Annotated in this window: 28 protein-coding genes (1 of these 28 running past the window's edge); 23 read left to right on the forward strand and 5 right to left on the reverse strand. The window is 35.5% G+C overall.

All coding sequences use genetic code 11. From position 1 onward, the window contains the following. Positions 1-43: 43 nt before the first annotated feature. The gene (gene glpT / locus CKV78_RS08735) at positions 44-1,489 is read right to left on the reverse strand and encodes a glycerol-3-phosphate transporter (protein WP_005763975.1); all 1,446 of its coding nucleotides are present in this window, start codon (positions 1,487-1,489) and stop codon (positions 44-46) included. A 304-nt stretch (positions 1,490-1,793) separates the two neighbouring features. On the opposite strand from glpT, the gene glpA reads away from it, so the two are divergent. From glpA to glpC, 3 genes are read left to right on the forward strand one after another with little or no spacing between them, the layout of a single operon-like run. After that, a complete protein-coding gene (gene glpA, locus CKV78_RS08740; RefSeq protein ID WP_005763977.1) occupies positions 1,794-3,485 on the forward strand; it encodes an anaerobic glycerol-3-phosphate dehydrogenase subunit A in 1,692 nt (563 codons plus the stop codon). Further along, positions 3,475-4,761 carry a glycerol-3-phosphate dehydrogenase subunit GlpB gene (glpB, locus tag CKV78_RS08745; protein ID WP_032855455.1) on the forward strand — a complete coding sequence of 429 codons (1,287 nt, stop codon included), beginning with the start codon at positions 3,475-3,477 and terminating at the stop codon, positions 4,759-4,761. Before glpA ends, glpB begins: the two co-directional genes overlap by 11 nt. Further along, positions 4,761-6,032: an anaerobic glycerol-3-phosphate dehydrogenase subunit GlpC gene (glpC, locus tag CKV78_RS08750; RefSeq protein WP_005763982.1), complete on the forward strand. Its 1,272-nt coding sequence runs from the start codon at positions 4,761-4,763 to the stop codon at positions 6,030-6,032. The genes glpB and glpC overlap by 1 nt, the downstream gene beginning before the upstream one ends. Before the next feature lie 142 nt (positions 6,033-6,174). Here glpC and CKV78_RS08755 read toward each other — a convergent pair whose 3' ends face one another. After that, complete coding sequence (locus CKV78_RS08755) at positions 6,175-6,933, reverse strand: DeoR/GlpR family transcriptional regulator (protein WP_005763984.1); 759 nt, start codon at positions 6,931-6,933, stop codon at positions 6,175-6,177. 264 nt (positions 6,934-7,197) lie between these two features. On the opposite strand from CKV78_RS08755, the gene CKV78_RS08760 reads away from it, so the two are divergent. Continuing rightward, entirely contained in the window at positions 7,198-7,509 is a 312-nt protein-coding gene (locus CKV78_RS08760; RefSeq protein WP_005763987.1) for a DUF5389 domain-containing protein, read from the forward strand. On the opposite strand, the gene glpE is transcribed toward CKV78_RS08760, so the two are convergent. Then, positions 7,506-7,826, reverse strand: a complete 321-nt coding sequence (gene glpE, locus CKV78_RS08765; RefSeq protein WP_032855456.1) for a thiosulfate sulfurtransferase GlpE — start codon at positions 7,824-7,826, stop codon at positions 7,506-7,508. The two genes, CKV78_RS08760 and glpE, sit on opposite strands and share 4 nt — an antisense overlap. A 124-nt stretch (positions 7,827-7,950) precedes the next feature. Beyond that, entirely contained in the window at positions 7,951-8,964 is a 1,014-nt protein-coding gene (gene glpX / locus CKV78_RS08770; protein ID WP_032855457.1) for a class II fructose-bisphosphatase, read from the reverse strand. Positions 8,965-9,177: 213 nt separating this feature from the next. On the opposite strand from glpX, the gene zapB reads away from it, so the two are divergent. The 17 genes from zapB (at position 9,178) to CKV78_RS08855 (ending at position 25,150) form a co-directional block, all read left to right on the forward strand. After that, positions 9,178-9,396 carry a cell division protein ZapB gene (gene zapB / locus CKV78_RS08775; RefSeq protein ID WP_005763993.1) on the forward strand — a complete coding sequence of 73 codons (219 nt, stop codon included), beginning with the start codon at positions 9,178-9,180 and terminating at the stop codon, positions 9,394-9,396. A gap of 54 nt (positions 9,397-9,450) precedes the next feature. Further along, on the forward strand, positions 9,451-9,894 hold the full coding sequence (gene mioC / locus CKV78_RS08780; RefSeq protein ID WP_005763995.1) for an FMN-binding protein MioC: 444 nt from the start codon (positions 9,451-9,453) through the stop codon (positions 9,892-9,894). A gap of 492 nt (positions 9,895-10,386) precedes the next feature. Then, positions 10,387-12,276, forward strand: a complete 1,890-nt coding sequence (gene mnmG, locus CKV78_RS08785; protein ID WP_005763996.1) for a tRNA uridine-5-carboxymethylaminomethyl(34) synthesis enzyme MnmG — start codon at positions 10,387-10,389, stop codon at positions 12,274-12,276. Continuing rightward, the gene (rsmG, locus tag CKV78_RS08790) at positions 12,276-12,908 is read left to right on the forward strand and encodes a 16S rRNA (guanine(527)-N(7))-methyltransferase RsmG (protein ID WP_005763999.1); all 633 of its coding nucleotides are present in this window, start codon (positions 12,276-12,278) and stop codon (positions 12,906-12,908) included. Before mnmG ends, rsmG begins: the two co-directional genes overlap by 1 nt. 258 nt (positions 12,909-13,166) lie before the next feature. Beyond that, positions 13,167-13,775 (forward strand): fimbrial protein, encoded by a 609-nt coding sequence (locus tag CKV78_RS08795; RefSeq protein ID WP_005764001.1) that lies wholly within the window; start codon positions 13,167-13,169, stop codon positions 13,773-13,775. Positions 13,776-13,847: 72 nt separating this feature from the next. Further along, on the forward strand, positions 13,848-14,555 hold the full coding sequence (locus tag CKV78_RS08800; protein ID WP_005764003.1) for a fimbrial biogenesis chaperone: 708 nt from the start codon (positions 13,848-13,850) through the stop codon (positions 14,553-14,555). A gap of 9 nt (positions 14,556-14,564) precedes the next feature. Beyond that, the gene (locus CKV78_RS08805) at positions 14,565-17,087 is read left to right on the forward strand and encodes a fimbria/pilus outer membrane usher protein (protein WP_005764005.1); all 2,523 of its coding nucleotides are present in this window, start codon (positions 14,565-14,567) and stop codon (positions 17,085-17,087) included. Between the two features lie 13 nt (positions 17,088-17,100). Beyond that, positions 17,101-18,006, forward strand: a complete 906-nt coding sequence (locus CKV78_RS08810; RefSeq protein WP_005764007.1) for a fimbrial protein — start codon at positions 17,101-17,103, stop codon at positions 18,004-18,006. Between the two features lie 171 nt (positions 18,007-18,177). Next, positions 18,178-18,576 (forward strand): ATP synthase subunit I, encoded by a 399-nt coding sequence (locus CKV78_RS08815; protein WP_005764009.1) that lies wholly within the window; start codon positions 18,178-18,180, stop codon positions 18,574-18,576. A 23-nt stretch (positions 18,577-18,599) separates the two neighbouring features. After that, the gene (gene atpB / locus CKV78_RS08820; RefSeq protein WP_005764010.1) at positions 18,600-19,394 is read left to right on the forward strand and encodes a F0F1 ATP synthase subunit A; all 795 of its coding nucleotides are present in this window, start codon (positions 18,600-18,602) and stop codon (positions 19,392-19,394) included. Between the two features lie 100 nt (positions 19,395-19,494). Further along, the gene (atpE, locus tag CKV78_RS08825; protein WP_005764013.1) at positions 19,495-19,749 is read left to right on the forward strand and encodes a F0F1 ATP synthase subunit C; all 255 of its coding nucleotides are present in this window, start codon (positions 19,495-19,497) and stop codon (positions 19,747-19,749) included. Positions 19,750-19,822: 73 nt separating this feature from the next. Then, positions 19,823-20,293, forward strand: a complete 471-nt coding sequence (gene atpF, locus CKV78_RS08830) for a F0F1 ATP synthase subunit B (RefSeq protein WP_005764016.1) — start codon at positions 19,823-19,825, stop codon at positions 20,291-20,293. A gap of 13 nt (positions 20,294-20,306) precedes the next feature. Next, positions 20,307-20,840 carry a F0F1 ATP synthase subunit delta gene (gene atpH, locus CKV78_RS08835; RefSeq protein ID WP_032855458.1) on the forward strand — a complete coding sequence of 178 codons (534 nt, stop codon included), beginning with the start codon at positions 20,307-20,309 and terminating at the stop codon, positions 20,838-20,840. Between the two features lie 12 nt (positions 20,841-20,852). Next, positions 20,853-22,394, forward strand: coding sequence for a F0F1 ATP synthase subunit alpha (gene atpA / locus CKV78_RS08840; RefSeq protein WP_005764020.1), 1,542 nt, complete (start codon positions 20,853-20,855; stop codon positions 22,392-22,394). 26 nt (positions 22,395-22,420) lie between these two features. After that, on the forward strand, positions 22,421-23,290 hold the full coding sequence (gene atpG, locus CKV78_RS08845) for a F0F1 ATP synthase subunit gamma (RefSeq protein WP_005764021.1): 870 nt from the start codon (positions 22,421-22,423) through the stop codon (positions 23,288-23,290). Positions 23,291-23,307: 17 nt separating this feature from the next. Continuing rightward, positions 23,308-24,681, forward strand: a complete 1,374-nt coding sequence (gene atpD, locus CKV78_RS08850) for a F0F1 ATP synthase subunit beta (protein ID WP_005764023.1) — start codon at positions 23,308-23,310, stop codon at positions 24,679-24,681. 40 nt (positions 24,682-24,721) lie between these two features. Beyond that, positions 24,722-25,150 (forward strand): F0F1 ATP synthase subunit epsilon, encoded by a 429-nt coding sequence (locus tag CKV78_RS08855; protein ID WP_005764025.1) that lies wholly within the window; start codon positions 24,722-24,724, stop codon positions 25,148-25,150. Between the two features lie 55 nt (positions 25,151-25,205). On the opposite strand, the gene tusA is transcribed toward CKV78_RS08855, so the two are convergent. Continuing rightward, a complete protein-coding gene (gene tusA / locus CKV78_RS08860; RefSeq protein WP_005764027.1) occupies positions 25,206-25,445 on the reverse strand; it encodes a sulfurtransferase TusA in 240 nt (79 codons plus the stop codon). 79 nt (positions 25,446-25,524) lie between these two features. Between tusA and CKV78_RS08865 the strand changes: the two genes are divergently transcribed. Next, positions 25,525-26,133: a YigZ family protein gene (locus tag CKV78_RS08865; RefSeq protein ID WP_005764029.1), complete on the forward strand. Its 609-nt coding sequence runs from the start codon at positions 25,525-25,527 to the stop codon at positions 26,131-26,133. A gap of 3 nt (positions 26,134-26,136) precedes the next feature. Beyond that, positions 26,137-26,723, forward strand: the start of a protein-coding gene (locus CKV78_RS08870) for a TrkH family potassium uptake protein (RefSeq protein WP_032855460.1). The gene runs 877 nt beyond the window's last position; the window shows 587 of its 1,464 coding nt (coding positions 1-587); the start codon lies at positions 26,137-26,139; its stop codon lies off the right edge, out of view.

Below are 26,723 nucleotides of genomic sequence, written 5' to 3' on the forward strand. Positions count from 1 at the left end.
AAAGGAAGATTGCATTTGCATATCTTCCTTTTTATTACATTAATTATTTACCGTAGTGATCTTCAAGTTTTGCTTTATGCTTACTTTCTTCAATCATAGTGATAAACATTAATAGAATGGCTAATATACCACCAGCAATCATTACATAGAAACCGCCGTCCCAGCCATAGTATTCTGCTGCCCAACCAACCACTGCTGATGCAGAAACTGTACCACCGAGGTAACCGAATAGCCCTGTGAAACCTGCTGATGTACCTGCTGCTTTTTTCGGTGCAAGCTCAAGTGCATGTAAACCGATAAGCATTACAGGACCATAAATTAAGAAACCTATCGTTGTCATGAGAATAAAGTCCATTAATTGATATGGGTTTTCATACCAAGCGTGACCTGCATACTGTGCTAATTCGTGCTCTGGTGTTGCTGGGTTTAACCATAATGCAACTACTGCAGCTGTGGTTAAAATCATAAAAATGAATCCTGTTAAACCACGTTTACCTTTGAACACGTGGTCTGATACCCAACCACACAATAATGTACCTGGAATCGCTGCTAATTCATAAATTGTATATGCCCAAGCAGTACCTTTAATATTAAAGTGTTTTACTTCACCAAGATACACTGGAGACCATTTTAAAACGCCATAGCGGATTAAATAGACAAACACGTTAGCGATTGCGATGTACCATAATAGTTTATTTTTCAATACATAAGTCACGAAGATTTCTTTTGTTGTTAAATCGTGTTCATATGTTTTTTCATTATAGTCATCTGGATAGTCATTACGCCATTTTTCAATTGGTGGTAAACCGCAAGATTGTGGAGTATCTTTCATCACAAAATAAATAGGAATCGCAGCGATCATTGCAGCGATACCTGGATAGTAAAGTGCTTGTTGCCATACATCTTTCGCTGTTGCTTCCACACCGTGAGTGCTGAAGTAGATAGCACTTGCAAGTAATACCATCGCACCTGGTACCATTCCCCCTAAGTTGTGAGCTGTATTCCAAATAGACACGATAGAACCACGTTCTGATTTAGACCACCAGTGAACCATTGTACGGCCACACGGAGGCCAACCCATACCCTGGAACCAACCGTTTAAGAAAATCAGCACAAACATCACTGCGATGCCTGATGTAGCCCAAGGCATTAAACCCATCATGGTCATACATAAACCAGAAAGTAAAAGACCGAAAGGTAAAAATACTTTTGGATTTGAACGGTCAGAGATTGATGCCATAAAGAATTTTGATAAGCCGTATGCTAAACCTGCACCCGTACCGATAATACCAAGTTCAGCTTTGTTATACATACCAGCTTCGATCAAACCTTTTTGTGCTAAGTCGAAGTTAGCACGTACAAAGTAATAAGCTGCGTAACCAAAAAAGATCCCTGCGAATACTTGCCAACGCAAGAAACGATATCTGGCATCTATTTTGTCCGCTGGAAGCTCTGCAATATGCGGAGCAGGTTTAAATGGACCAAACATACAATTCTCCAATAATGTTTTTAATAGGATTTCTAAAAATTTTTTATCACAACATTCTTTTTATAAGAATCTCACACTGATAATAAGGGAAAAGAAAAAACTGAAAAGGGGAATTGTGTCAATTTGTGAGTGAATTCACAAAAAATCTCGTTCACTTGCATTATTTAGAAAATAAATTGTGATATTTATCACAAATAAAATTTCTTTTTCAATCAAATGATTGTTTAGCAATGAGTGTTTAGCCTAAAATGACATCAGAAGTATCATTTTTATTGAGCATTTTTACTTATGTGGGAGAGGAATGATGAGAATATCACCTCAAATGTATAAAACTACCCCTGATAATGCACCTATTAGTACAGATGTGATTATCATTGGTGGTGGCGCAACTGGCGCTGGTATTGCTCGAGATTGCGCATTACGCGGAATAAATTGTATCTTGTTGGAGAGAAGGGATATTGCGACCGGTGCAACAGGTAGAAACCACGGTTTATTACACAGTGGTGCACGGTATGCAGTAAATGATCCTGAATCCGCTAAAGAATGTATTGAAGAGAACAAAATTCTACGTCAAATCGCTCGTCACTGTGTTGATGAAACCGAAGGTTTATTTATCACTCTACCTGAAGATGACCTTGCTTATCAGAAAAAATTCATTGAAAGTTGCACCCTTGCTGGTATTGAAACTGTTGCAATTGATCCTGACCTAGCAAAACATATGGAGCCATCAGTCAATCCAGATCTAATAGGTGCCGTTGTAGTACCTGATGGTTCAATTGATCCTTTCCGTTTAACTGCCTCTAATATGCTAGATGCCACCGAAAATGGAGCTCGTGTTTTCACTTATTGTGAGGTATCAAATTTAATTCGAGAAGGTGGCCGTATCATTGGCGTGAGCGTTTACGATCATAAATACAAAATTCAGCGACAATTTTTCGCACCTATTGTGGTCAACGCAGGTGGTATTTGGGGGCAAGGCATTGCAGAATACGCAGATTTAAAAATTCGTATGTTCCCAGCCAAAGGTGCATTATTAGTAATGGGACACCGCATTAATAAAATGGTGATTAACCGCTGCCGTAAACCTGCTGATGCAGATATTCTTGTTCCGGGTGATACAATTTGTGTAATAGGAACTACTTCAAGTCGCATTCCTTACGATCAAATTGATAATATGGTGGTTACCCCTGAAGAAGTGGATATTTTATTCCGCGAAGGTGAAAAACTCGCCCCATCACTACGCCACACTCGTGTATTACGTGCTTACGCAGGTGTTCGTCCTCTTGTAGCAACAGATGATGATCCATCAGGACGTAATGTAAGCCGTGGTATCGTCTTACTCGACCACGCTGAACGTGACGGATTAGATGGTTTTATCACTATTACTGGTGGTAAATTAATGACTTACCGCTTAATGGCAGAGTGGGCAACAGATTTAGTTTGCAAAAAATTAAATAAAAATGCCGAATGTGTTACAGCGAAACAAGCATTACCCGGTTCAAATGAAAGCCGTTTGGAAACAAATAAACGCGTGATTTCATTACCAAGTACTATTCGTTACTCTGCGGTTTATCGCCACGGCTCACGTGCAACCCGTTTATTACAAACAGAACGTTTAGATCGTACATTAGTCTGTGAATGTGAAGCTGTAACTGCGGGTGAAGTTCGATATGCAGTAGATGAATTAAGCGTTAACAATTTAGTGGATTTACGCCGCCGCACTCGTGTGGGTATGGGGACTTGCCAGGCCGAACTTTGTGCTTGTAGAGCAGCCGGATTAATGTCACGTTTTGGCGTGGCTACTCCTCGTCAATCTACTACCCAATTATCTTCATTTATGGAAGAACGTTGGAGAGGTATTGAACCAATCGCTTGGGGAGAAGCCATTCGTGAGGCTGATTTTACTTCTTGGGTATATTACAGCTTACTTGGCTTGAATGATGTGAAACCGCTTGAACAACAAGCTCAGCAAGGGACAGATGACAATGAATTTTGATGTAATCATTATTGGTGGTGGTCTTGCCGGTTTAACCTGTGGGATCGCACTGCAAAAACAAGGAAAACGTTGTGTAATTATTAATAATGGTCAAGCTGCAATTGATTTTTCTTCAGGTTCATTAGATTTGTTAAGTCAGTTACCTAATGGCGATCGAATTGATAATTTTGAACAAAATTACACCGCACTTTTAGAACAAGCACCACAGCACCCTTATTGTTTAGTAGGTAAAGAAAAAGTACTCGAAAAAGTACAGGTGTTTGAACAATTAGCGCAGCAATTGAATCTTTCTTTAGTCGGTAGTCAATCAGAAGGCAACCATTTTCGTGTAACGCCATTAGGCGGTTTACGTCCAACTTGGTTATCACCCAATAGCGTACCAACAGTAACAGGTAATACGCCTTTTCCTTACAAAAATATTGCAGTATTAGGAATCGAAGGTTACCACGATTTCCAACCACAATTATTAGCTGACAACTTAGTACAACAAGCACAATTTGCTCATTGTAATGTCAACACAGGTTATTTAAATATTCCTGAACTTGATCATTTACGCCAAAATTCAAGAGAATTCCGTAGTGTAAATATTGCACAACTGCTTGAACATAAATTAGCATTTAGTGATTTAATTTCAGAAATTAGAGAAGCGGCAAAAGGTGCTGAAGCTGTATTTTTACCAGCATGTTTTGGTTTAGAAACACAAGAATTTTTCACTGTACTGAAACAAGCAACTAAATTGGAATTGTTTGAATTACCGACTTTACCGCCTTCTTTACTTGGTATGCGCCAGCACAAACAATTAACCGCATATTTTAAATCTCTTGGCGGTTTTATGATGAACGGTGATAAAGTCATTTCTGCAGATGTGGAAAACCAACAAGTAACCCAAGTCTATACACAACTTCACCAAGAAGTACCAATCAAAACTAAACACGTGGTACTTGCAACCGGTAGCTTCTTTAGTAAAGGTCTAGTAGCAGAATTTGAGAAAATCTATGAACCTATTTTTAATCTAGATATGTGTGAAATTGGTTCGTTTAAAGCAAATGATCGTATGACTTGGACCCAATCTCGTTTTTCTGCACCACAACCTTATCACTCAACTGGTGTGGTAATTGATGGTCGTTGTAGAGTACAAAAGAGCGGTCAATTTTTTGAAAATTTATATGCCGTTGGCAATATTGTGGGCGGGTTCAATGGTATTGAACTCGGTTGCGGATCTGGTGTAGCAATCGTTACAGCATTAGTTGCTGCAGAACAGATTGGAGGTGAATAATGAATCTTCAACAGTTAGTAGAAAGTGCAAAACAAAATATGGCAGCACCGATGACTCATCATCACGTTGATGAAAGTTTCGAAAGCTGTATTAAATGTACTGCGTGTACTGCAGTTTGCCCTGTTTCTCGCCAAAATCCATTTTACCCTGGACCAAAACAAGCAGGTCCTGATGGTGAGCGTTTACGCTTAAAAAGCGCTGAGCTTTATGATGAAGCACTTAAATATTGTACCAACTGTAAACGTTGTGAAGTGGCTTGTCCTTCTGATGTAAAAATTGGCGATTTAATTGTGCGTGCGCGCAATAATCATATTGAACGCCAAAATAAACCATTAATGCATAAATTACGTGATGCAGTGTTAAGTAATACTGACATTATGGGCAAAATGAATACGCCATTTGCACCAATTGTAAATACCATTACTGGTCTAAAAGCAACACGCTTTTTATTAGAAAAAACTTTAAATGTGAGTAAACACCGCACATTACCAAAATATTCCTTTGGTTCCTTCCGTAGTTGGTATTTGAAAAAAACCGCTGAGGAGCAAGTATTATATAAAGAAAAAGTAGCGTACTATCACGGTTGTTATGTAAATTACAACAATCCACAGTTAGGTAAAGACTTGATTAAGGTTTTTAATGCGCTGAATATCGGCGTAATGCTATTAGAAAAAGAAAAATGTTGTGGTTTACCTTTATCAGTGAATGGTTTTCCAGAACGTGCAAAAAAACAAGCTGAATTTAACCTTAAATATTTGGGCAAAACAATTGACGAGTCTGGTTTAGAAGTTGTTGGTACTTCATCAAGCTGTACAATGAACTTGCGTGATGAATACCATCATATTTTAGGAATGGATAACCAAAAAGTGCGTCCACACATCCATATTGTAACACGCTATCTGTATAAATTAATGCAGGAAGGATGTTATTTTCCATTCAAAGAATTGCCGTTACGTGTAGCTTATCACACTGCCTGCCACGTCGAAAAAGCAGGTTGGGCACCTTACACTTTAGAGGTATTAAAACAAATTCCAGGTATTGAAATTGTAATTTTACCATCACAATGTTGTGGTATTGCAGGAACTTATGGCTTCAAATCAGAAAACTATGATGTTGCACAAGCCATTGGTAACCCATTATTCCGTCACATTAATGAAGGTGGTTTTGATTATGTGGTTTCAGAATGTGAAACTTGTAAATGGCAGATTGATATGTCAACCAATCTGACTTGTTTACACCCAATCACATTATTGGCAATGGCATTTCAATGATTCAGACAAATAATGTCAAAAGGTGTTGAAAAATTAAAATGTGCTATTCATGAATATGTGCTTTAGTATAATGAATAGCATATTCAACTAAACTAAAAGACTGATTTCTATAAAATAGAACACACTATTTTTATTTTTAATATTATTCACAAACGTGTAGCTTCACATGATTTGCTTTTAAAATTTCTAAAATAGGCTCTGGCGGTAATGCGTCAGTAAACACGTGATTAACATCACTGATAGAACCCAAACGTACCATTGCTCTGCGAGTAAATTTAGAATGATCGGTTACCAAAAATGTTTCTCTTGAGCTTTCAATAATTGCACGTTTAACTTGGACTTCATGATAATCATAATCTAATAGTGATCCATCTAAATCGATACTACTAATGCCTAAAATTCCAAAATCTAAACGGAATTGAGAAATAAATGCCATTGTTGCTTCACCAATAATGCCCCCATCTTGCCGCAGTGATCCTCCCGCTAAAATAATATCGAAAGTTTCATTCTGCATTAAAATATAAGCCGCATTAATATTATTAGTCACAATACGCAATTTCTGGTGGTTGAGTAATGCACTTGCCACTGCCTCAGGTGTTGTACCAATATCGATAAACAAGGATGCACCATTAGGGATTTGATGAGAAACTTGTTGAGCAATAGAATTTTTTCCTTTTAAAAAGAAATTTTTACGATCAACATAATCACTATTTTCAGCGGTAGAAGGAGAAGCAGCTCCACCATGATGACGGCGGATAAGATTTTTTTCTGCAAGCTCATTCAAATCTCGACGAATTGTCGGTGGGCTAACATCTAGTAATGTGACTAACTCATCTGTACTGATATAACCTTTCTGAAGTACCAGATTAATAATTTTTTGGTGACGAATAGATTGTTTCATTTTATTTTCTTTCGCTTACATGAAATGCAATCTCATTTTATTGTATTTTCTTGCAGAGATCATCAAGTGCGGTAAATTTTTGAAAAATTTACCACAAAAAATTAATTGCTGTGTTAGAAATAAAAAATGAAGTAGAGAATAAAGAGAGAAAAAAGATTGTTTTTGAAAATTTCATAAGTAATATTCTATAAGATAGATAATTAATCACTTACTGAAACGTTATTATAACATCTTGTATGGTTCAACAACTCAAAAGAGGTATAAATGAGCAAACCAGAATTACCAAAAGGATTTAGTGGATTTAGTTGGGCAATTGCAATTTTCTGCTTACCTATCCTATTATGGCCATTAGCACTGACAATTTCACCAAACTTACTGAAGAATCCCAGTTTAACTAACGGACAACAAACTTTTATGTCTATTTTCCTTTGGGTTTATCCTTTTTATTTGGCAATTGTGGCAAGATGGGTTTATAAATTACACCAAACGAAAGAAATATTAGCACGCAATTTATTAATCGTAAATGCGATTGTTTTTTACGCTGTTTTATTTTATGTGGCGACTGGCTTTAATTAGCCAGTCACAATAGGCAATCCTTCTTTTTCCCAAGCTTCAAATCCACCTCTAATGCTATACACTTGCGTATAGCCTTGTTCAAGCAAATACATAGCGGCTCCACGACTACTTACACCGTGATAACAAATCACTAAAATGGGGTGATCATCATCATTTTCTAATTCAAATTGCCCATAACTTTCATTAGTTAAATGAAATGCACCTTTAGGATGAGCTGATGAAAAATGAGTTTCATTACGAATATCAGCTAATGTTGCCCCTTGTTCCTGCATAAGAGCAAGTGCTTGTGAAGGTGAAACTTCAGAAAATTGTGCCATAATTAATCCTATCTTTGCTATAAAGTTGCTCAATATAGCATTTTCCCAATAAAACCCAAAAGCGAGTTTTTGTATCATTTATAAATGATATTATAAATTATGGCATAAATTGATTAACAAATAACTAAGCACCAATAATGCGATAAAGTGCGGTGTCTTTTCTATCTAAATAATGAATCGACTGAATACGGCGGATAGTACGAGAACGACCACGAATTAGTAATGTTTCTGTAGTAGCAAGGTTTCCTTTACGATGAATACCTTTCAACAAATCACCGTTTGTAATACCTGTCGCAGAGAAAACTAAGTTATCATCGCGTACAAGATCTTCTAACTTCAGTACTTTGTTTACTTCAATACCCATTTCTTGGCAACGACGAATTTCATCTGCTGCAATTACTTGATTCTCTGGTGTATTACCTTTTACTTGATGGCGAGGCAATAAACGTGCTTGCATTTCACCACCTAAAGCACGAATTGCCGCTGCTGCTACAACACCTTCTGGAGCACCACCAATGCCATAAAGCATATCTACACCACCATCAGGTAAACAGCATAAAATTGAAGCTGCGACATCACCATCGGGAATAGCTAATACTTTCACACCGAGTTGTTGCATTTTTTTGATGACTTCTTGGTGACGAGGTTTATCTAATGTGATAACAGTTAACTGAGAAAGAAGCTTACCCATTTTGGAAGCTACACGTCGAAGGTTTTGCTCTAATGGAAGATTAAGATCGATCATTCCTTTAACTTCTGGTCCTACTACCAATTTTTCCATATACATATCAGGGGCTTTTAAAAAAGTATCTTTACCACCAGCAGCTAATACGGATAGTGCATTGGCTTGTCCCATTGCTGTCATTCGAGTCCCTTCAATAGGATCAACTGCGATTGACACATTTTCACCTTTTCCCGTTCCCACTTTTTCACCAATATAAAGCATCGGTGCTTTATCTATCTCACCTTCACCGATAACAATTTCACCGGACATATCCACTTGATTTAATATTAAACGCATTGCTTGAACTGCAGCATTATCTGCAGCATCTTTATCACCACGACCTAACCAAGCAAAACCCGCAAGGGCGGCAGCTTCAGTTACTCTTGAAAATTCAATCGCTAATGCTCTATTCATTTTATTATCCTTTGCTTTGGTTGATGAAAAATTTGGCGCTATTCTAGCACTTAGCAAACGATTGCGTAATAAAAAATGAAAAATAATGATAATTTTTTCGAATGAAGTAGGAAATTATGCTAAGGTTAGATCGAAATTGTATTCATCTGTTTAACATCAAAGTTAACTAGAGTAGAATAAGCAACATTTATTACATTCGTAGAGGAAGCTTTTATGTCTTTAGAAATTTTAGATCAATTAGAAGAAAAAATTAAACAAGCTGTTGAAACTATTCAATTGCTTCAATTAGAAATTGATGAATTAAAAGAAAAAAATACGCAATCACAACAGGCTTATGAAGCATTGCGCAATGAAAATGAGCAACTCAAAAGTGAACACCAAAACTGGCAGGAACGTTTACGTTCATTGTTAGGTAAAATTGACAACGTATAATTGATTTTTTATTAAGGCTTAGTTTTTCTAGGCCTTATTTTTTGGGAGGAATTAATGAAACCAAAAATTTGTATCATTACGGGAAGTACACTCGGTGGTGCAGAATATGTGGCAGAACATATTGCTGATGTGCTTGAACAACAAGACTATGTTGTACGTTTAGAACATGGTCCAAGTTTTGAAGATGTTATCAATGAACAATGTTGGTTAGTAGTTACTTCAACACATGGTGCAGGTGAATTACCTGATAATATAAAACCATTATTTGAAAAATTAGCCTTTCATTCGGAACCCTTATCTTATTTACGCTTTGCGGTGATCGGATTAGGAAATTCCGATTATGATACCTTTTGCTATGCGGTGGATCAGGTTGAAAAATTACTTTCAAGTAAAGATGCTTTGCAAGTTTGTGATTCATTAAGAATGGACATATTACACATTAGCGATCCAGAAGAAACAGCAGAAGAATGGTTACCTCAATTCATTAATAAATTATAGTATTTTCCTCATATAAAAATGATATGTTAGTTTTTTACATATCATTTTTTATTCTCTTTTTGTTTTCTATTTAAACATTCAAGTTCTAATTATTCTGTGAATAAGTATGTTAAAAACTGTATAAAATCTGTTTTTATACAATGAATAACATTACTTTATTTTTGTTATGTGGATAACTTAGCTTTTTTTACACAAGATTTTTAATATCAAAAAGAGAGATCTTAACAGGATAAAATTAGATCTAACTTATTCATTTTAAATAGTAAAAAGATCTTAATCACAGATCATAATGATCTTAATAATAGCAATAATAAGATCTCTTTATATAAAAAGATCTTATTTTTATTAACAAACGATCTTTCCCTATTCGGATCTATTCTTGATCACAAAATGTTTCTTTCAAGGATCAACAAATTTCAGTAGAATAACCAACCAGCTAAATAAAGGATCAAGAGATCAAAAAAATAAGAGATAAAATTAGTAAAGGTTATTATGTTTTATACTGAAAATTATGATGTGATCGTGATTGGTGGTGGCCACGCAGGAACAGAAGCTGCACTCGCACCAGCACGTATGGGATTAAAAACACTGCTATTAACACACAATGTTGATACATTAGGTCAAATGTCTTGTAACCCTGCAATTGGTGGAATTGGAAAAGGTCATTTAGTTAGAGAAATTGATGCAATGGGTGGTCTAATGGCGACTGCAGCTGACCAAGCAGGTATCCAATTTCGCACATTGAACAGCAGTAAAGGCCCTGCTGTACGTGCAACACGTGCTCAAGCTGACCGTGTCTTATACCGTCAAGCAGTACGTATAGCTTTAGAAAATCAAGATAATTTAGATATTTTTCAACAAGAAGTTACAGATATTATTTTAGAAGGGGATCGTGTTTCAGGTGTCGAAACCAAAATGGGTTTGAAATTCCGTGCGAAAGCGGTGATCTTAACAGCTGGTACTTTCTTATCAGGTAAGATCCATATTGGTTTAGAAAATTATACAGGTGGTCGTGCAGGTGATCCCGCTTCTGTAATGCTTGCAGATCGTTTACGTGATCTCAATTTACGAGTAGATCGCTTAAAAACAGGTACACCACCACGAATTGATGCAAGAACCATTGATTTTTCAATCTTAGCAAAACAACATGGTGACGAAAAATTGCCTGTATTTTCTTTTATGGGATCGGTAGATCAACATCCTTGTCAAATTCCTTGTTTTATAACCCATACTAACGAACAAACCCACGAAGTAATACGGAACAATTTGGATCGTAGTCCAATGTATGCAGGAATTATAGAAGGGATTGGCCCACGCTATTGCCCATCTATTGAAGATAAAGTAATGCGTTTCTCTGAACGTAATTCACATCAAATTTATCTTGAACCTGAGGGTTTAACTAGTAATGAGATCTATCCAAATGGGATCTCAACTAGTTTACCTTTTGATGTACAAATGAAGATCGTGAATTCAATGAAGGGGATGGAAAAAGCACGTATTGTTAAACCGGGTTATGCAATTGAATATGATTATTTTGATCCACGTGATCTTAAGCCAACCCTAGAAACCAAATCTATATCAGGTTTATTCTTTGCTGGTCAAATTAACGGGACAACTGGTTATGAAGAAGCCGCTGCACAAGGTTTGTTAGCAGGTATTAACGCTGGTTTATTTGTACAAGAAAAAGATGCTTGGTTCCCACGTCGGGATCAAGCTTATGTTGGCGTATTAGTCGATGATCTTTGTACTTTAGGTACAAAAGAGCCTTACCGTGTATTCACCTCGCGTGCTGAATATCGCTTATTATTGCGTGAAGACAATGCGGATAGTCGTTTAACACCAATTGCACAAGAATTAGGTTTAATTACAGAAGAACGTTGGGCGAGATTTAATCAAAAAATGGAAAATATTGAGTTAGAACGCCAACGCTTACGTCAAATTTGGTTACATCCACGTTCAGAATATTTAGAAGAAGCCAATCAAGTATTGAGTAGCCCATTAGTACGTGAAGCTAACGGTGAAGACTTATTACGTCGTCCTGAAATAAATTACCAAATTTTGACTACCCTTACACCATTCCAACCTGCAATGAAAGATAAAGAAGCAGTTGAACAAGTGGAAATTGCGATTAAATATCAAGGTTATATTGAACATCAACAAGAAGAAATTGAGCGTCAAAAACGCCACGAAAATACCACAATTCCAGCAAATTTTGATTATTCAGTCGTTTCTGGTTTATCCAATGAAGTTAGGGCTAAATTAGAGCAGCATCGTCCTGTTTCTATTGGACAAGCTTCACGTATTTCAGGTATTACCCCTGCTGCTATTTCAATTTTATTAGTAAATTTGAAAAAGCAAGGAATGTTAAAGCGTGGTGAATAATGATTAACCTCGAACAGCAATTAAGCCAAAAATTAGAAACTTTATTAAAACAAACCGCACTTTCGATAACCGATCAACAGAAAGTACAGTTAGTTAAATTTGTATTATTACTTCACAAATGGAATAAAGCATACAACTTAACATCAGTACGTGATCCAATAGAGATGTTAGTTAAACATATTTTGGATAGCATTATTATAAGTCCTTATTTAGAAGGTGAACGTTTTATTGATGTGGGGACTGGTCCTGGGTTACCAGGTTTACCTTTGGCTATTATTAACCCTGACAAGCAATTTGTATTATTAGATAGTTTAGGAAAACGAATTAGCTTTATTCGTAATGCTGTTCGTGAGCTCGGTTTAAATAATGTTGAGCCAGTATTAAGTCGCGTTGAAGAATACCAACCTGAACAATTATTTGATGGTGTATTGAGTAGAGCATTTGCTTCATTAAAAGATATGACTGATTGGTGTCAGCATTTACCAAATAAAGATGGTTATTTTTATGCATTGAAAGGGATATATCGTCAAGATGAAGTAAATGAATTAGACCAACAATTTTCAGTTAAAAATATTTACCAATTAAATGTGCCAGAATTGATAGGTGAACGCCACTTAATTATAATAACTTAAGTTAAATTTATGTAAATTTTTAAAGTTTTATAATTCAATAGATTTTTTAATTATTTTTAAAATCATACAGATAAATTTATTTATATTAATTAAAATATTTAATTAATATAAACTGCTATAAATTGATTAAATTTATAGCAGTTTTTTTATTTATTTTTACTATAAAAATGATTAATATTAGGCGGATTTTATACTGTTTTCGAACAAAATAAAATCAAGATTAAAAATTGGATTATTTTTATATTAAGGATAAATAATATGAAAAAGTTAATGATTGCATTAAGCTTAGCAGCAGTATTTAGTGGTTCTGCATTTGCAGAAGAATCTCTTGATATCTCAATTCCAGAAAGAGCAGTTGATCACAATAAAGTTCTTGTAACACAAGGTAATGTAACTTTTAATGGTGAAGTAATAGCTAATACTTGTAGTATAAAAGGAGATGCTAATAAAACTATTGAGTTAAAAAGTGTGAAAAATACTGATTTTTTAAAGTCATCAGAAGTGAAAGTTGGTGATTTTGATATAATTCTAGAAAACTGTTCTCCTAATAAAGAAAGAATGGTTTCTCTTTCTTTTTTTGCACCGCAGGAAAATGTAACTGATTTTGGTTATTTAAAAAATACAGTAAAAGATAGTTTTAAATCAAATGTATTTGTTAAATTAACTTATGATGATAAATTAGTTGATTTTAAACAAAGAGATGGAGTAAATGATACTTCTGATTCAGCAGAAATATCTATTAGACAAGATCTTGCAGCAGATGATATTCCGTTTAATTTTAAAGTATTTTATGTAAAAGATGGAGATAATGCAGTAACCTCAGGAAAAGTTGTAGCGACAGCGCAATATCAAATTGCCTATAAATAATTTATAACATCTATTACTCCCCTATTTTTTAGGGGAGTTTTTTTAATTTTTTAGTTTGCTAAGGATATCTTTATGCTGAAATGGTTATTCGGATTCTTTATTTTATTTTTTACATTAAGTAGTCAGGCCAATGTTGTTATTTTAGGTACTCGAATTATTTATGAAGCTGATAAAAAGAATATTTCTGTTCAATTAGAAAATAATTCTGAACGCCCTGCACTAGTTCAAGCTTGGTTAGATGATGGACGTACAAATGTCGATCCAAGCACAATGAAATTACCTTTTGTTATTACCCCGCCTGTTTCACGTATGGATGCAAAATCACAACAAGTTTTGCGTATCCGCTATACTGGTGAGCCACTAGCACAAGATCGTGAAAGTCTTTTTTATTTTAATTTATTCGATATTCCACCAAAACCGAGCAAAAAAGAATTAGAAAAAAATCCTAATTATTTACAGTTTGCTGTGAATAATCGTTTAAAGTTCTTTTTCCGACCAAGTAATTTACCTTATCCTGTGTCTGATGCTTACCAAAAAGTGAATTGGAAAGTAAATGGTAAAACTTTAGTGGTAAAAAATCCAACGCCTTATCATATTACCTACTTAGCTATTGAACTAAAACAAGGTAGTAAAATTTATAAAGTGAAAAATGCTGATATGGTTGCGCCTTTTTCTGAAGCAAGCTTTGATTTAGTACAACCAGTAAAAGGTAAAGCGGAAGTACATTGGCATATTATCAATGACTACGGTGGCAAACATTCAGGACAATCAACTTTATAAGAGGTAGCAATGGATTCTGCTCTTATTCGAGAAAAACTTAAAAAATGTCGACCGCACTTTTTAAGTTGTTTTGTGCTATCCAGCATTCTTTCAAATTTTGCCTTCGCTGAAACAGCTACTGAACCCGAAACAGAAGAATTTGAATTTGATTCTCGATTTATGAATCAATTAGCGGGTCAGCCATTAGCGGATGTTGATCGCTTTAAATTTGGTAATCCAATTCCTTCTGGTGAATATCAAGCGGATGTTTATGTGAATAATATCCGACGTGGACAAATTCCTTTAACTTTTGTTGATCGAGGTGAGGGTTATGAACCTATTGCTGGATTATGTTTAACTGATGAACTATTAGAGGTTTTATCATTAAAATCAAAAGCAATTGATATTAAAGAAAAATCGGACTGTGTAAGTGCTGTTGAATCAATTGAACAAGCAAAAATTAAATTTAATGTAGCTGAACAAGCTTTGCAAGTTACTATTCCTCAAGAATTATTAGTGATTCAACCAAAGGGATATATTTCACCTGCACTTTGGCAATCAAGTGATCCTGCACTTTTTGTGCGCTACGATGCAAACCAATACATTTCAAATTCCCCAACTTTTAGATCAAAAAGCACCTCTTTAAATATTTTTGCTGGGGCAAATGCAGGACGTTGGGCAATAAGACATCGTGGTTCAAAACAGTGGTTTAATGAACTTTCCTCACGTTATCAGCCAGATTATACCTATATCCAAACAGATATTTCACCAATTAAAGGGCAAATTACAGTTGGTGATTTTTATACTGAAAGCCAATTTTTATCAGGATTTTCAATGAGAGGGGTAAAATTAGCCTCTGATCAACGTATGTTACCGCCTTCTTTGCGTGGTTATGCGCCGTTAATTCGTGGTGTAGCCAATTCAAATGCCAAAGTCGTGGTGAAATATAAAGATTATGTGATTTATGAAACAAATGTTCCTGAAGGTGCATTTGAAATTAATGATCTGTATCCAAACAGCACTTCGGGTGAATTAGAAGTTGAAATTACGGAATCAAATGGTCAAGTGAGAACATTTATTGTGCCATTTTCCACTGGAATTAACTTAGTTCGCCCTGGACAATTGTTATACAAGTTTAATTTAGGTCGTTATCGAGAAGATGAAAAAGCCTTTAATGACATTGTGTTCCAAGGCGAAACTCAATATGGCTTATTTAATGGACTTACTCTTAATACAGCGGCAAGCATTGCACCTAATTATGGTTTAGGCTTACTTGGTTTTGCCACAGAAACACCAATAGGGCGTTTTTCATCTCATTTTTCATTATCAAAAGTGCGGTTAAAATCTAGAAAAGATCAGAAAACCTATACTGGTAAGAGCATCAATGCCCGTTACAGTGTAAAACTTCCAAAACTAAATAGTTATATTTCCTTGTCTGGTTATCGTAATTTCACAAAAGACAATTATGATTTGCAAGATGTAATTTATAGCAATAATAATCTGCCGAATATTAGTGCAAAAAATATCAAGCAGCGCTATTCCTTTTCATTTAATCAAAGTTTAGGTGACATATTAGGTAGTTTATATTTTTCTTTTGCTGATTCTCATTACTGGAATAATGAAAAAAATCAGAAAGATTATTATCTTGGTTATAGCAACTCATATAAAACGTTGCAGTATCAAGTAAGTTATGCTGAATCCAGAATATCGGGTTCAAATGAAAAAGATAAGCGCTTTTATGTGAATATTTCCTTCTCTTTCCCTGATTATAGAGAATTACCAACAGTTTCAATGAATTATGCGAGACATTATGGCCAAGATTATTACTTGAGAACAGCAATTAATGGAACATTAGGTAAAAATAACCAATTTAATTATGGATTATCAAGCTCAAAACAGGGCGAATTGACAAATAATGCTGCTTATGTGGGTTATAACTCACCTTATGCCTTATTCAACGCTTCTGCTTCAAAATCAAAAGATCTAAAACAATATGGTTTCGGTATGTCAGGTGCAGTGGTTGCTCACCCTTATGGTGTAACTTTAGCGAATGATATTGGTGATACCTTTGCTATTATCCACGCAAAAGGAGCAAGTGGTGCGAAGATAAATAACTCAAATAACAGTTATTTAGATTGGTTTGGTAATGGTATCGTATCTTATGTTTCACCCTATGAAGTTAATTACGTCAGTATTGATCCTGAAAATTTAGATGATGATGTAGAAATTTCAGCTACAGGGAGAGAAATTATTCCTCGTGCAAATAGTAGTATCTTAGTGAAGTTTGATACGCAATCAGGAGATGTTGCAATATTTGACGTACAACTTGAAGACGGTAGTTTACCGCCACTCGCTACAGAAGCCTTTAATCAACAAGGTGAAACGATTGGTTATGTGGTGCAAGGTGGGCGCTTATTTGTACGCGGTATTGATAAAAAAGGCACTATTAAACTGGATTGGGGCGCAAGCGAAAATAATAAATGTCAGTTTGATTATCAGTTAGATAAATTAGATTCGGCTATTTATTCTGTGCGTTGCTTAAAAGCTAATTAAATAAGGACTAGTAATGAAATTTCTAATCAAAGCGTTACTTGTTTTATTCAGTATTTCGAATGTGGTTTTTGCTCACACTGAGCAGGTTAATTTTTCTTTTAGTAATCCCGTTAACCTTTATTTTTATCAAAATAAAATTAGTGGGAAAATATTTGAAGTGATCAATAGAGAGTTAAGAACTACTGAAAATAGAGTGAATTTTGAACTCAATAAAAATTATCAAGATGATCACATTGTACATTTTGCAAATGAGAAAATTCTCAAAACATCAATTAATGGAATTGGTGTGATTCTATTGATTAACAACAGAAATATTTATCATATTTCTGAAGAAGAAATGAAAAATATGACTGTGAGCAATAATCAGCTTACTTTAACTGCAAAATTAGTGGCTTATAGCGATCAAATTCAAAGTGGAAAATTTTTATCAGAGCCAATTCAAGTGGGTTCCATCATTGATGGAACCAGAAGAATCGATATTTTAGTTCAACCTATTAATATGTTTATTAAACCAAAATCTTGTGAAATTAATCCCAATAATATTCATCAAACGGTGAATCTGAGAAAAATTATGCAATCTGATATACCAACCAAAGGCAGTGAAACTTTTGGTGGACAATTTAATATTGGATTAAGTTGTGATGAAAATGTCGTTGTTACCTCCGTGATTAAAGACAATTCCGATCCTGATAATATGACAAATGTATTAACGCTTGATAAACATCTTTCTACTGCAACAGGTGTAGGAATTCGTTTATATCGTGCAGAACAACCTATTCAACTTAAAACAGAATGGGAGTTTTCACGTAATCTACGCCAGCCAAATGTTTTATTTACAGCAAAATATGTTAATACTGAAGGCAAAGTCACACCGGGTTTGGTTAATGCTACTGCAATTGTTTCTTTCTCCTATCATTAATTGATAGGAGAAATAATTTTTATAGTAAAATAATTGTTATAAAATTGTTAATACTTATCTATTTTTGTTACAATTAGACTTAAGTGTGACTACTTAAGCTAATTCGGTGGTTGAATAAAGATTATAGTAACGTATAATTGGTAGCTGTATTTTGCTAACGAGAGGTTTGATATGTCAGCGGTATTAAAAAAAGATAGAAAGATATATCAAAGAGTCATCATTAGCGAAACGCTAATTTTTGTTTTTTTATCAATAATAACAATAGTTTGTAATTTTAATGTTGGTGTTTTAGTTTCTCTGGGATTTCTTTGTGGTTTTTTACCGCAATGTTTTTTCCTTTTTTTTGTTTTATTTCTTAGAGAATCTCAACAGATCGCTAAAAAAGTCACCGCACTTTATTATGGCGAAGCACTTAAATTAATTATCACTATTGCATTAGTTGTAGCAGTCTTTACTACCTATCAAAAAATAGATTGGACTTTTTTTGTTGGTTATTTTTTAGCAATTTTCTTTAATAACATTCTTCCTATGTATTTAAAGATAAAAGCTGAGAAAAAAGTTAAAAATTAACTTTAATTTCAATAGGATCAATTATGGCAGCAGCAGAACTTACAACAGCTGGATATATTGGACACCACCTTGAGTTTTTAAAAACAGGTGATTCATTCTGGAATGTTCATTTAGATACACTTTTCTTTTCACTAGTAGCAGGTGCGATCTTTCTTTTTATTTTTTCTCGTGTTGCTAAAACTGCAACATCAGGCGTGCCTGGCAAGCTACAATGCTTAGTTGAAATTCTCGTTGGCTGGGTTGATGGTGTTGTTAAAGAAAATTTTCACGGCCCAAGAAATGTAATTGGTCCTTTAGCGTTAACTGTATTTTGCTGGGTTTTTATTATGAATGCAATCGATTTGATCCCAGTGGATTTCTTACCTCAAATTGCTAATTTGTTTGGCATACATTATTTAAGAGCAGTACCTACTGCAGATATTAGTGCAACACTTGGTATGTCAATTTGCGTATTCTTCCTTATCTTGTTCTATACCATCAAATCAAAAGGTGTAACAGGTTTTGTAAAAGAATACACTCTTCACCCATTTAATCATTGGGCATTCATCCCAGTAAACCTTGTTCTTGAATTAGTTACATTGCTTGCAAAACCAATTTCATTAGCTTTCCGTCTATTTGGTAATATGTATGCAGGGGAACTTATCTTTATCTTGATTGCGGTAATGTATTCAGCAAATATGGCAATCGCAGCTTTAGGTATTCCATTACATTTAGCTTGGGCTATTTTCCATATTCTTGTAATTACCCTACAAGCTTTCATCTTCATGATGTTAACGATTGTTTATTTAAGTATTGCTTATAACAAAGCAGAACACTAGCTAATATTACAGTGAATAATCATTCACTGTAATTTATTGTTTTTTTTTTACACTAACTAGCCTTTAGGCTAACTTCTTTAAAATCTAACTGGAGAAACTTATGGAAACTGTAATTACAGCAACAATTATCGGTGCATCAATCTTATTAGCGTTTGCTGCATTAGGTACAGCAATCGGCTTTGCTATTTTAGGTGGTAAATTTTTAGAATCATCTGCACGCCAACCTGAATTAGCAAGCAGCTTACAAACGAAAATGTTTATCGTTGCTGGTCTTCTTGATGCTATCGCAATGATCGCTGTAGGTATTTCATTATTATTTATCTTCGCAAACCCATTCATTAGCTTATTACAATAATTGTCGGCTTGTCAGAAACTACAATTAATTACTCTTTTGAGTAATTTGAACGACAATTATTAAGGAGGGGGTTGTGAATTTAAATGCAACACTAATTGGTCAACTTATCGCATTCGCAATTTTCGTTGCGTTTTGCATGAAATTTGTTTGGCCACCAATTATTAAAGCAATTGAAGAACGCCAGCGTTCAATTGCTAATGCGCTTGCATCAGCTGAAGCTGCTAAAAAAGAACAAGCTGATACTAAAGCATTAGTGGAACAAGAAATCACTGAAGCTAAAATGCAAGCTCAGCAAATTATTGATTTAGCAAATAAACGCCGCAATGAAATTCTAGAAGAAGTGAAAGCGGAAGCAGAAGCAACAAGAAGTAAAATTATTGAACAAGGGTATGCTGAAGTAGAAGCAGAACGTAAACGTGTTCAAGAAGAATTACGAACTAAAGTTGCATTACTTGCTATTGCTGGTGCTGAAAAAATTGTGGGTCGTACAGTTGATGAAGCGGCAAACAATGACATTATTGATAAATTAGTTGCAGAACTATAAGAAGGTTGGGCTTATGTCAGAATTAACTACAATAGCTCGCCCTTATGCCAAAGCAGCTTTTGATTTTGCAGTAGAGCAAAGTGCGGTAGATAAATGGGCAGAAATGTTAGGTTTCTCATCTGAAGTTATAAAAGATGAAACTGTACAAGCCTTTCTAAAGAGTTCATTATCTGCAAATAAACTTGCTGATACAATTATCGCAATTTGTGGCGACCAACTTGATCAATATGGGCAAAATCTTATTCGGTTAATGGCTGAAAATAAGCGTTTAACTGTACTTCCAGCAGTTTATCAAGAATTTCAACATTATGTTGAAGAACATAGAAAAACAGCAGAAGTTCAAGTCATATCCGCACAACCATTGAATGCACAGCAAGAAGAAAAAATTGCAGTAGCAATGGAGAAAAGATTAGCTCGTAAAGTTAAATTAAATTGTAGCTTAGATAGCTCACTTATTGCAGGAGTTATTATTCGTACAGATGATTTTGTTATCGATGGAAGTAGTCGTGGGCAACTTGCTCGTCTAGCAAATGAGCTGCAATTATAAGAGGAATAAAAGATGCAACTAAATTCTACAGAAATTAGTGAATTGATTAAAAAACGCATTGCCCAATTTGATGTAGTGAATGAAGCTCGTAATACAGGGACAATCGTTTCTGTAAGCGACGGTATTATCCGTATTCATGGTTTAAGTGATGTAATGCAAGGTGAAATGATTGCATTACCAGGTAATCGTTACGCTATGGCACTTAACTTAGAAAGAGATTCTGTGGGTGCTGTGGTGATGGGTCCTTATGCAGATCTTGCAGAAGGAATGGAAGTTCAATGTACTGGTCGTATTCTTGAAGTACCAGTTGGTCGTGGTTTATTAGGTCGTGTTGTTAATACACTTGGTCAACCAATAGATGGTAAAGGCGAAATCGTAAATGACGGTTTCTCACCCGTTGAAGTTATCGCCCCAGGCGTTATCGATCGTAAATCAGTTGATCAACCAGTTCAAACGGGTTATAAAGCGGTTGACTCAATGGTTCCAATCGGTCGTGGTCAACGTGAGTTGATTATAGGTGACCGTCAAACAGGTAAAACAGCATTAGCAATCGACGCAATCATAAATCAACGTGATTCAGGTATTAAATGTATCTATGTTGCAATCGGTCAAAAAGCATCAACAATTGCAAACGTAGTGCGTAAATTAGAAGAGCATGGTGCCTTACAAAATACTATTGTTGTTGTTGCTTCAGCATCTGAATCAGCAGCATTACAATATCTTGCACCATATTCTGGCTGTGCAATGGGTGAATATTTCCGTGATCGCGGTGAAGATGCGTTAATTGTTTATGATGATTTATCAAAACAAGCAGTGGCATACCGTCAAATTTCATTATTATTACGTCGTCCACCAGGTCGTGAAGCATTCCCAGGGGATGTATTCTACCTACACTCTCGTTTACTTGAGCGTGCATCACGTGTAAATGAAGATTATGTTGAGCGTTTCACTAAAGGTGAAGTGAAAGGAAAGACTGGTTCTTTAACTGCACTTCCAATTATTGAAACTCAAGCAGGTGACGTTTCTGCATTCGTTCCAACAAACGTAATTTCGATTACCGATGGTCAGATCTTCTTAGAATCTAACTTATTTAACTCTGGTATTCGTCCAGCAGTGAACCCAGGTATTTCAGTATCTCGTGTTGGTGGTTCTGCACAAACTAAAGTTGTTAAAAAATTAGCGGGTGGTATTCGTACTGCTCTTGCTCAATATCGTGAATTAGCAGCATTTGCTCAATTTGCTTCAGATCTTGATGATGCAACACGCAAACAATTATCTCATGGTCAAAAAGTAACTGAGTTATTGAAACAAAAACAATATTCTCCATTATCAGTAGCACAACAAGCGTTAGTGTTATTTGCGGTAGAATTCGGTTATTTAGATGAAGTGGAATTAGATCGTATTGGTTCATTTGAATCAGCACTTTTAGAGTATGCTAACCATAACTATGCTGACTTTATGCGTGAGTTAACCCAATCTGGCAACTACAATGATGAAATTAAAGATTCATTGAAAGGCATTTTGGATAGCTTCAAAGCAAACAGTGCGTGGTAAGTTAACACTTTAAATGGAGAGACGAAATGGCAGGTGCTAAAGAGATAAGAACCAAAATCGCAAGTGTAAAAAGTACTCAGAAAATTACTAAAGCGATGGAAATGGTTGCTGCCTCGAAAATGCGTAAAACGCAAGAACGTATGTCTTCTTCACGTCCTTATTCAGAAACAATACGTAACGTGATCAGCCATGTTTCAAAAGCAACGATCGGTTATAAACATCCATTTTTAGTGGATCGTGAAATTAAAAATGTGGGCATCATTGTAGTGTCCACAGATCGTGGTCTTTGTGGTGGTTTAAACGTTAACTTGTTTAAAACCGTATTAAATGAAATGAAAGGCTGGAAAGAAAAACACGTTTCTGTTCAGTTAAGTTTAATCGGTTCTAAATCTATCAACTTTTTCCAATCTATGGGTGTGAAGATTCTTACCCAAGATTCAGGTATTGGTGACGCGCCATCTGTTGAGCAATTGATTGGTTCTGTAAACTCAATGATTGATGCTTATAAGAAAGGTGATGTAGATGTGGTGTATTTGGTTTATAACAAATTCATCAACACAATGTCGCAAAAACCTGTGTTGGAAAAATTAATTCCATTACCAGAATTAGATAATGATGAATTAGGCGAAAGAAAACAAGTATGGGATTATATTTACGAACCTGATGCAAAAGTCTTATTAGATAATTTACTCATTCGTTATGTAGAATCTCAAGTTTATCAAGCGGCAGTTGAAAATCTTGCTTCTGAACAAGCAGCTCGAATGGTTGCAATGAAAGCGGCAACTGATAATGCGGGCAACTTAATTAACGACTTACAGTTAGTTTATAACAAAGCTCGTCAAGCAAGTATTACAAATGAATTAAATGAAATTGTTGCGGGTGCAGCAGCAATTTAACAAATAGAGGATCGGTAATGGCAACTGGAAAAATTGTACAAATCATCGGTGCGGTTATTGACGTTGAATTCCCACAAGATGCAGTACCAAAAGTATATGATGCCTTAAATGTTGATACAGGTTTAGTACTTGAAGTTCAACAACAACTAGGTGGTGGTGTAGTTCGCTGTATCGCAATGGGTTCATCTGATGGATTAAAACGTGGTTTAAGTGTAACTAATACAAATAACCCGATTTCTGTGCCTGTGGGTACAAAAACATTGGGTCGCATTATGAACGTATTGGGTGAACCAATCGATGAACAAGGCCCAATCGGCGCAGAAGAAAATTGGTCTATTCACCGTGCGCCACCAAGCTATGAAGAACAATCTAACAGTACTGAACTTTTAGAAACGGGTATTAAAGTTATCGACTTAGTATGTCCGTTTGCGAAAGGGGGTAAAGTTGGTTTATTCGGTGGTGCGGGTGTAGGTAAAACCGTTAATATGATGGAGTTAATCCGTAATATCGCAATTGAGCACTCAGGTTACTCAGTATTTGCTGGTGTAGGTGAGCGTACGCGTGAAGGTAACGATTTCTACCATGAAATGAAAGATTCTAATGTATTAGATAAAGTATCTCTTGTTTATGGTCAAATGAATGAGCCACCAGGTAACCGTCTGCGTGTTGCATTAACCGGCTTAACAATGGCTGAAAAATTCCGAGATGAGGGGCGTGACGTATTATTTTTCGTTGATAATATTTATCGTTATACCCTTGCTGGTACTGAAGTGTCAGCATTATTGGGTCGTATGCCATCTGCGGTAGGTTATCAACCGACACTTGCAGAAGAAATGGGTGTGCTTCAAGAGCGTATTACTTCAACTAAAACAGGTTCTATTACTTCTGTCCAAGCTGTTTACGTTCCTGCTGATGACTTAACTGACCCATCACCAGCAACAACATTTGCACACTTAGACTCAACAGTAGTATTAAGCCGTCAAATTGCATCTTTAGGTATTTATCCTGCGGTTGATCCATTAGAGTCAACTTCACGTCAATTAGATCCGTTAGTTGTTGGTGAAGAGCACTATAATGTTGCTCGTGGTGTTCAAACCACATTACAACGCTATAAAGAATTGAAAGATATCATCGCAATTCTTGGTATGGATGAGCTATCTGAAGAAGATAAATTAGTGGTAGCACGTGCACGTAAAATTGAACGTTTCTTATCACAACCATTCTTCGTTGCAGAAGTATTTAACAGCACCCCTGGTAAGTACGTACCATTAAAAGAAACTATCCGTGGCTTTAAAGGTATTTTAGATGGTGAATATGACCATATTCCAGAACAAGCGTTCTATATGGCGGGTACCATTGATGAAGTATTAGAAAAAGCTGCGAAACTATAATTGCTTCTGAAAGCAACTAATAAAGCTTGAAGGAGAAAATATGTCAGTATTTAACTTAACCGTAGTAAGTGCAGAACAGCAAATTTTTTCTGGTCAAGTAAAGAGTATTCAAGCAACAGGTGTTGAGGGTGAACTTGGGATTTTAGCAGGCCACACTCCTTTGTTAACCTCAATTAAACCGGGTATTGTAAAAATTACTCTTGAAAACGGAAAAGAAGAAGTTGTTTATGTTTCTGGTGGTTTTTTAGAAGTTCAACCAAATGTTGTTACTGTGTTAGCAGATACAGCTATTCGTGGTGAAGAGCTTGATGGTGATCGTATTTTAGCTGCGAAAAAACGCGCAGAGGAAAATATTCGTAGTCGTCACGCAGATGCAAATTATGAAATGTTGGCATCTAAACTGTCTAAAGAATTGGCGAAACTACGCGCCTATGAATTGACAGAAAAATTAGTGAAAAATAAACGCTAATTTGACCGCACTTTAGAGATGAAAAAGACCACATTTGTGGTCTTTTTCTTTTTGTTTATTTTCCTTTTTTAACCCAATATTGGAATGGTGTATTTTCAACTTCACTTTTCAATAAAGTATGTTCCATAAATTGGCAAAAACTTGGAATATCTCTGGTTGTTGCAGGATCATCTGCGATCACTAGTAACACATCTCCTTCTTCTAAAAAGCGAATATGTTTTCTGACTAACATCACTGGCTCTGGACAACGTAAGCCGAGAGTATCTAACGTTTGTGTAACTCTAATTTTGCTCATTGATTTTTATTATTTGTTGAATAATTTAAGCGGTATAATACAACAAACTCAAATAGTGTAGTAGAAGTTTAATACAAACATGATTGAATATAAAATCCCGAAAAGTGCGGTCGTTTTTGAAGAAGAAATCAAAAAAAGTCGTTTTATTACTTATCTTCAGCATGTGGAAGGTATTACAGAGGCAAAAGCTTTTTGGCAGCAAATTAAATTACAACATCCACAAGCTCGCCATCATTGTTGGGCAACCGTGGCAGGGGCTCCAAATGATTCACAACAATTAGGATTTTCTGATGATGGCGAACCTGCAGGAACGGCAGGCAAACCTATGTTATCTGCTTTACAAGGTAGTTATATTGGTGAGATTTGTGCAGTGATTGTCCGTTATTATGGTGGAGTTTTATTAGGTACGGGTGGATTAGTTCGCGCTTATAGCAATGGTGTTCAACAAGCGTTAGATTTATTAGAAACTGATGTTAAAGTAGAGCGAGCTTCCTATAGATTATGCTGTGATTATACTCAAATTAATAGTATTCAATTATTGTGTAAGAAACACGATGTGGTGATTTTAGATCAACAATTTGCTGATATTGTAAGGTTTGAGTTAGGGATCAGAGATGATAAACTGTCGACATTTGAACAAGCTTTAATTGAACGTTTTAGTGGGCAGTTACAATTAGAAAGAGAGTAAGTTTTGCGAATATTATCTATCATACGAATTGTTGGCATCCTTGTTATGTGCTTTTCCCTTACGATGTTAGCGCCTGCTTTCGTGGCGTTACTCTATGGTGATGGTGGCGGTAAAGCCTTTATGCAAACATTTTTGATGAGTTCAATTATGGGGGTTTTACTTTGGTGGCCTTGTCATCAACATAAAGAAGAATTGCGTTCTAGAGATGGATTTTTAATCGTAGTTGCTTTCTGGCTTGTGCTAGGTAGTATCGGGTCAATTCCTTTCATGCTTTTTGACACCCCGAACCTTTCTTTTTCATCTGCTATTTTTGAATCCTTTTCTGGCTTAACTACGACGGGTGCAACAGTCATTGAAGGGTTAGATAATCTACCAAAAGCGATTTTATTTTATCGCCAATTTTTACAATGGTTAGGTGGTATGGGGATTATTGTATTAGCGGTAGCGATTATTCCACTCTTAGGTATTGGAGGAACACAGCTTTATCGTGCAGAATCTTCGGGGCCATTAAAAGAACAAAAACTTCGACCTCGTATTGCAGAAGTGGCCAAATTACTTTGGATCTTATATTTCTCGTTAACTGTACTTTG

This window comes from Pasteurella dagmatis (assembly GCF_900186835.1).
GTDB lineage: Bacteria > Pseudomonadota > Gammaproteobacteria > Enterobacterales > Pasteurellaceae > Pasteurella > Pasteurella dagmatis.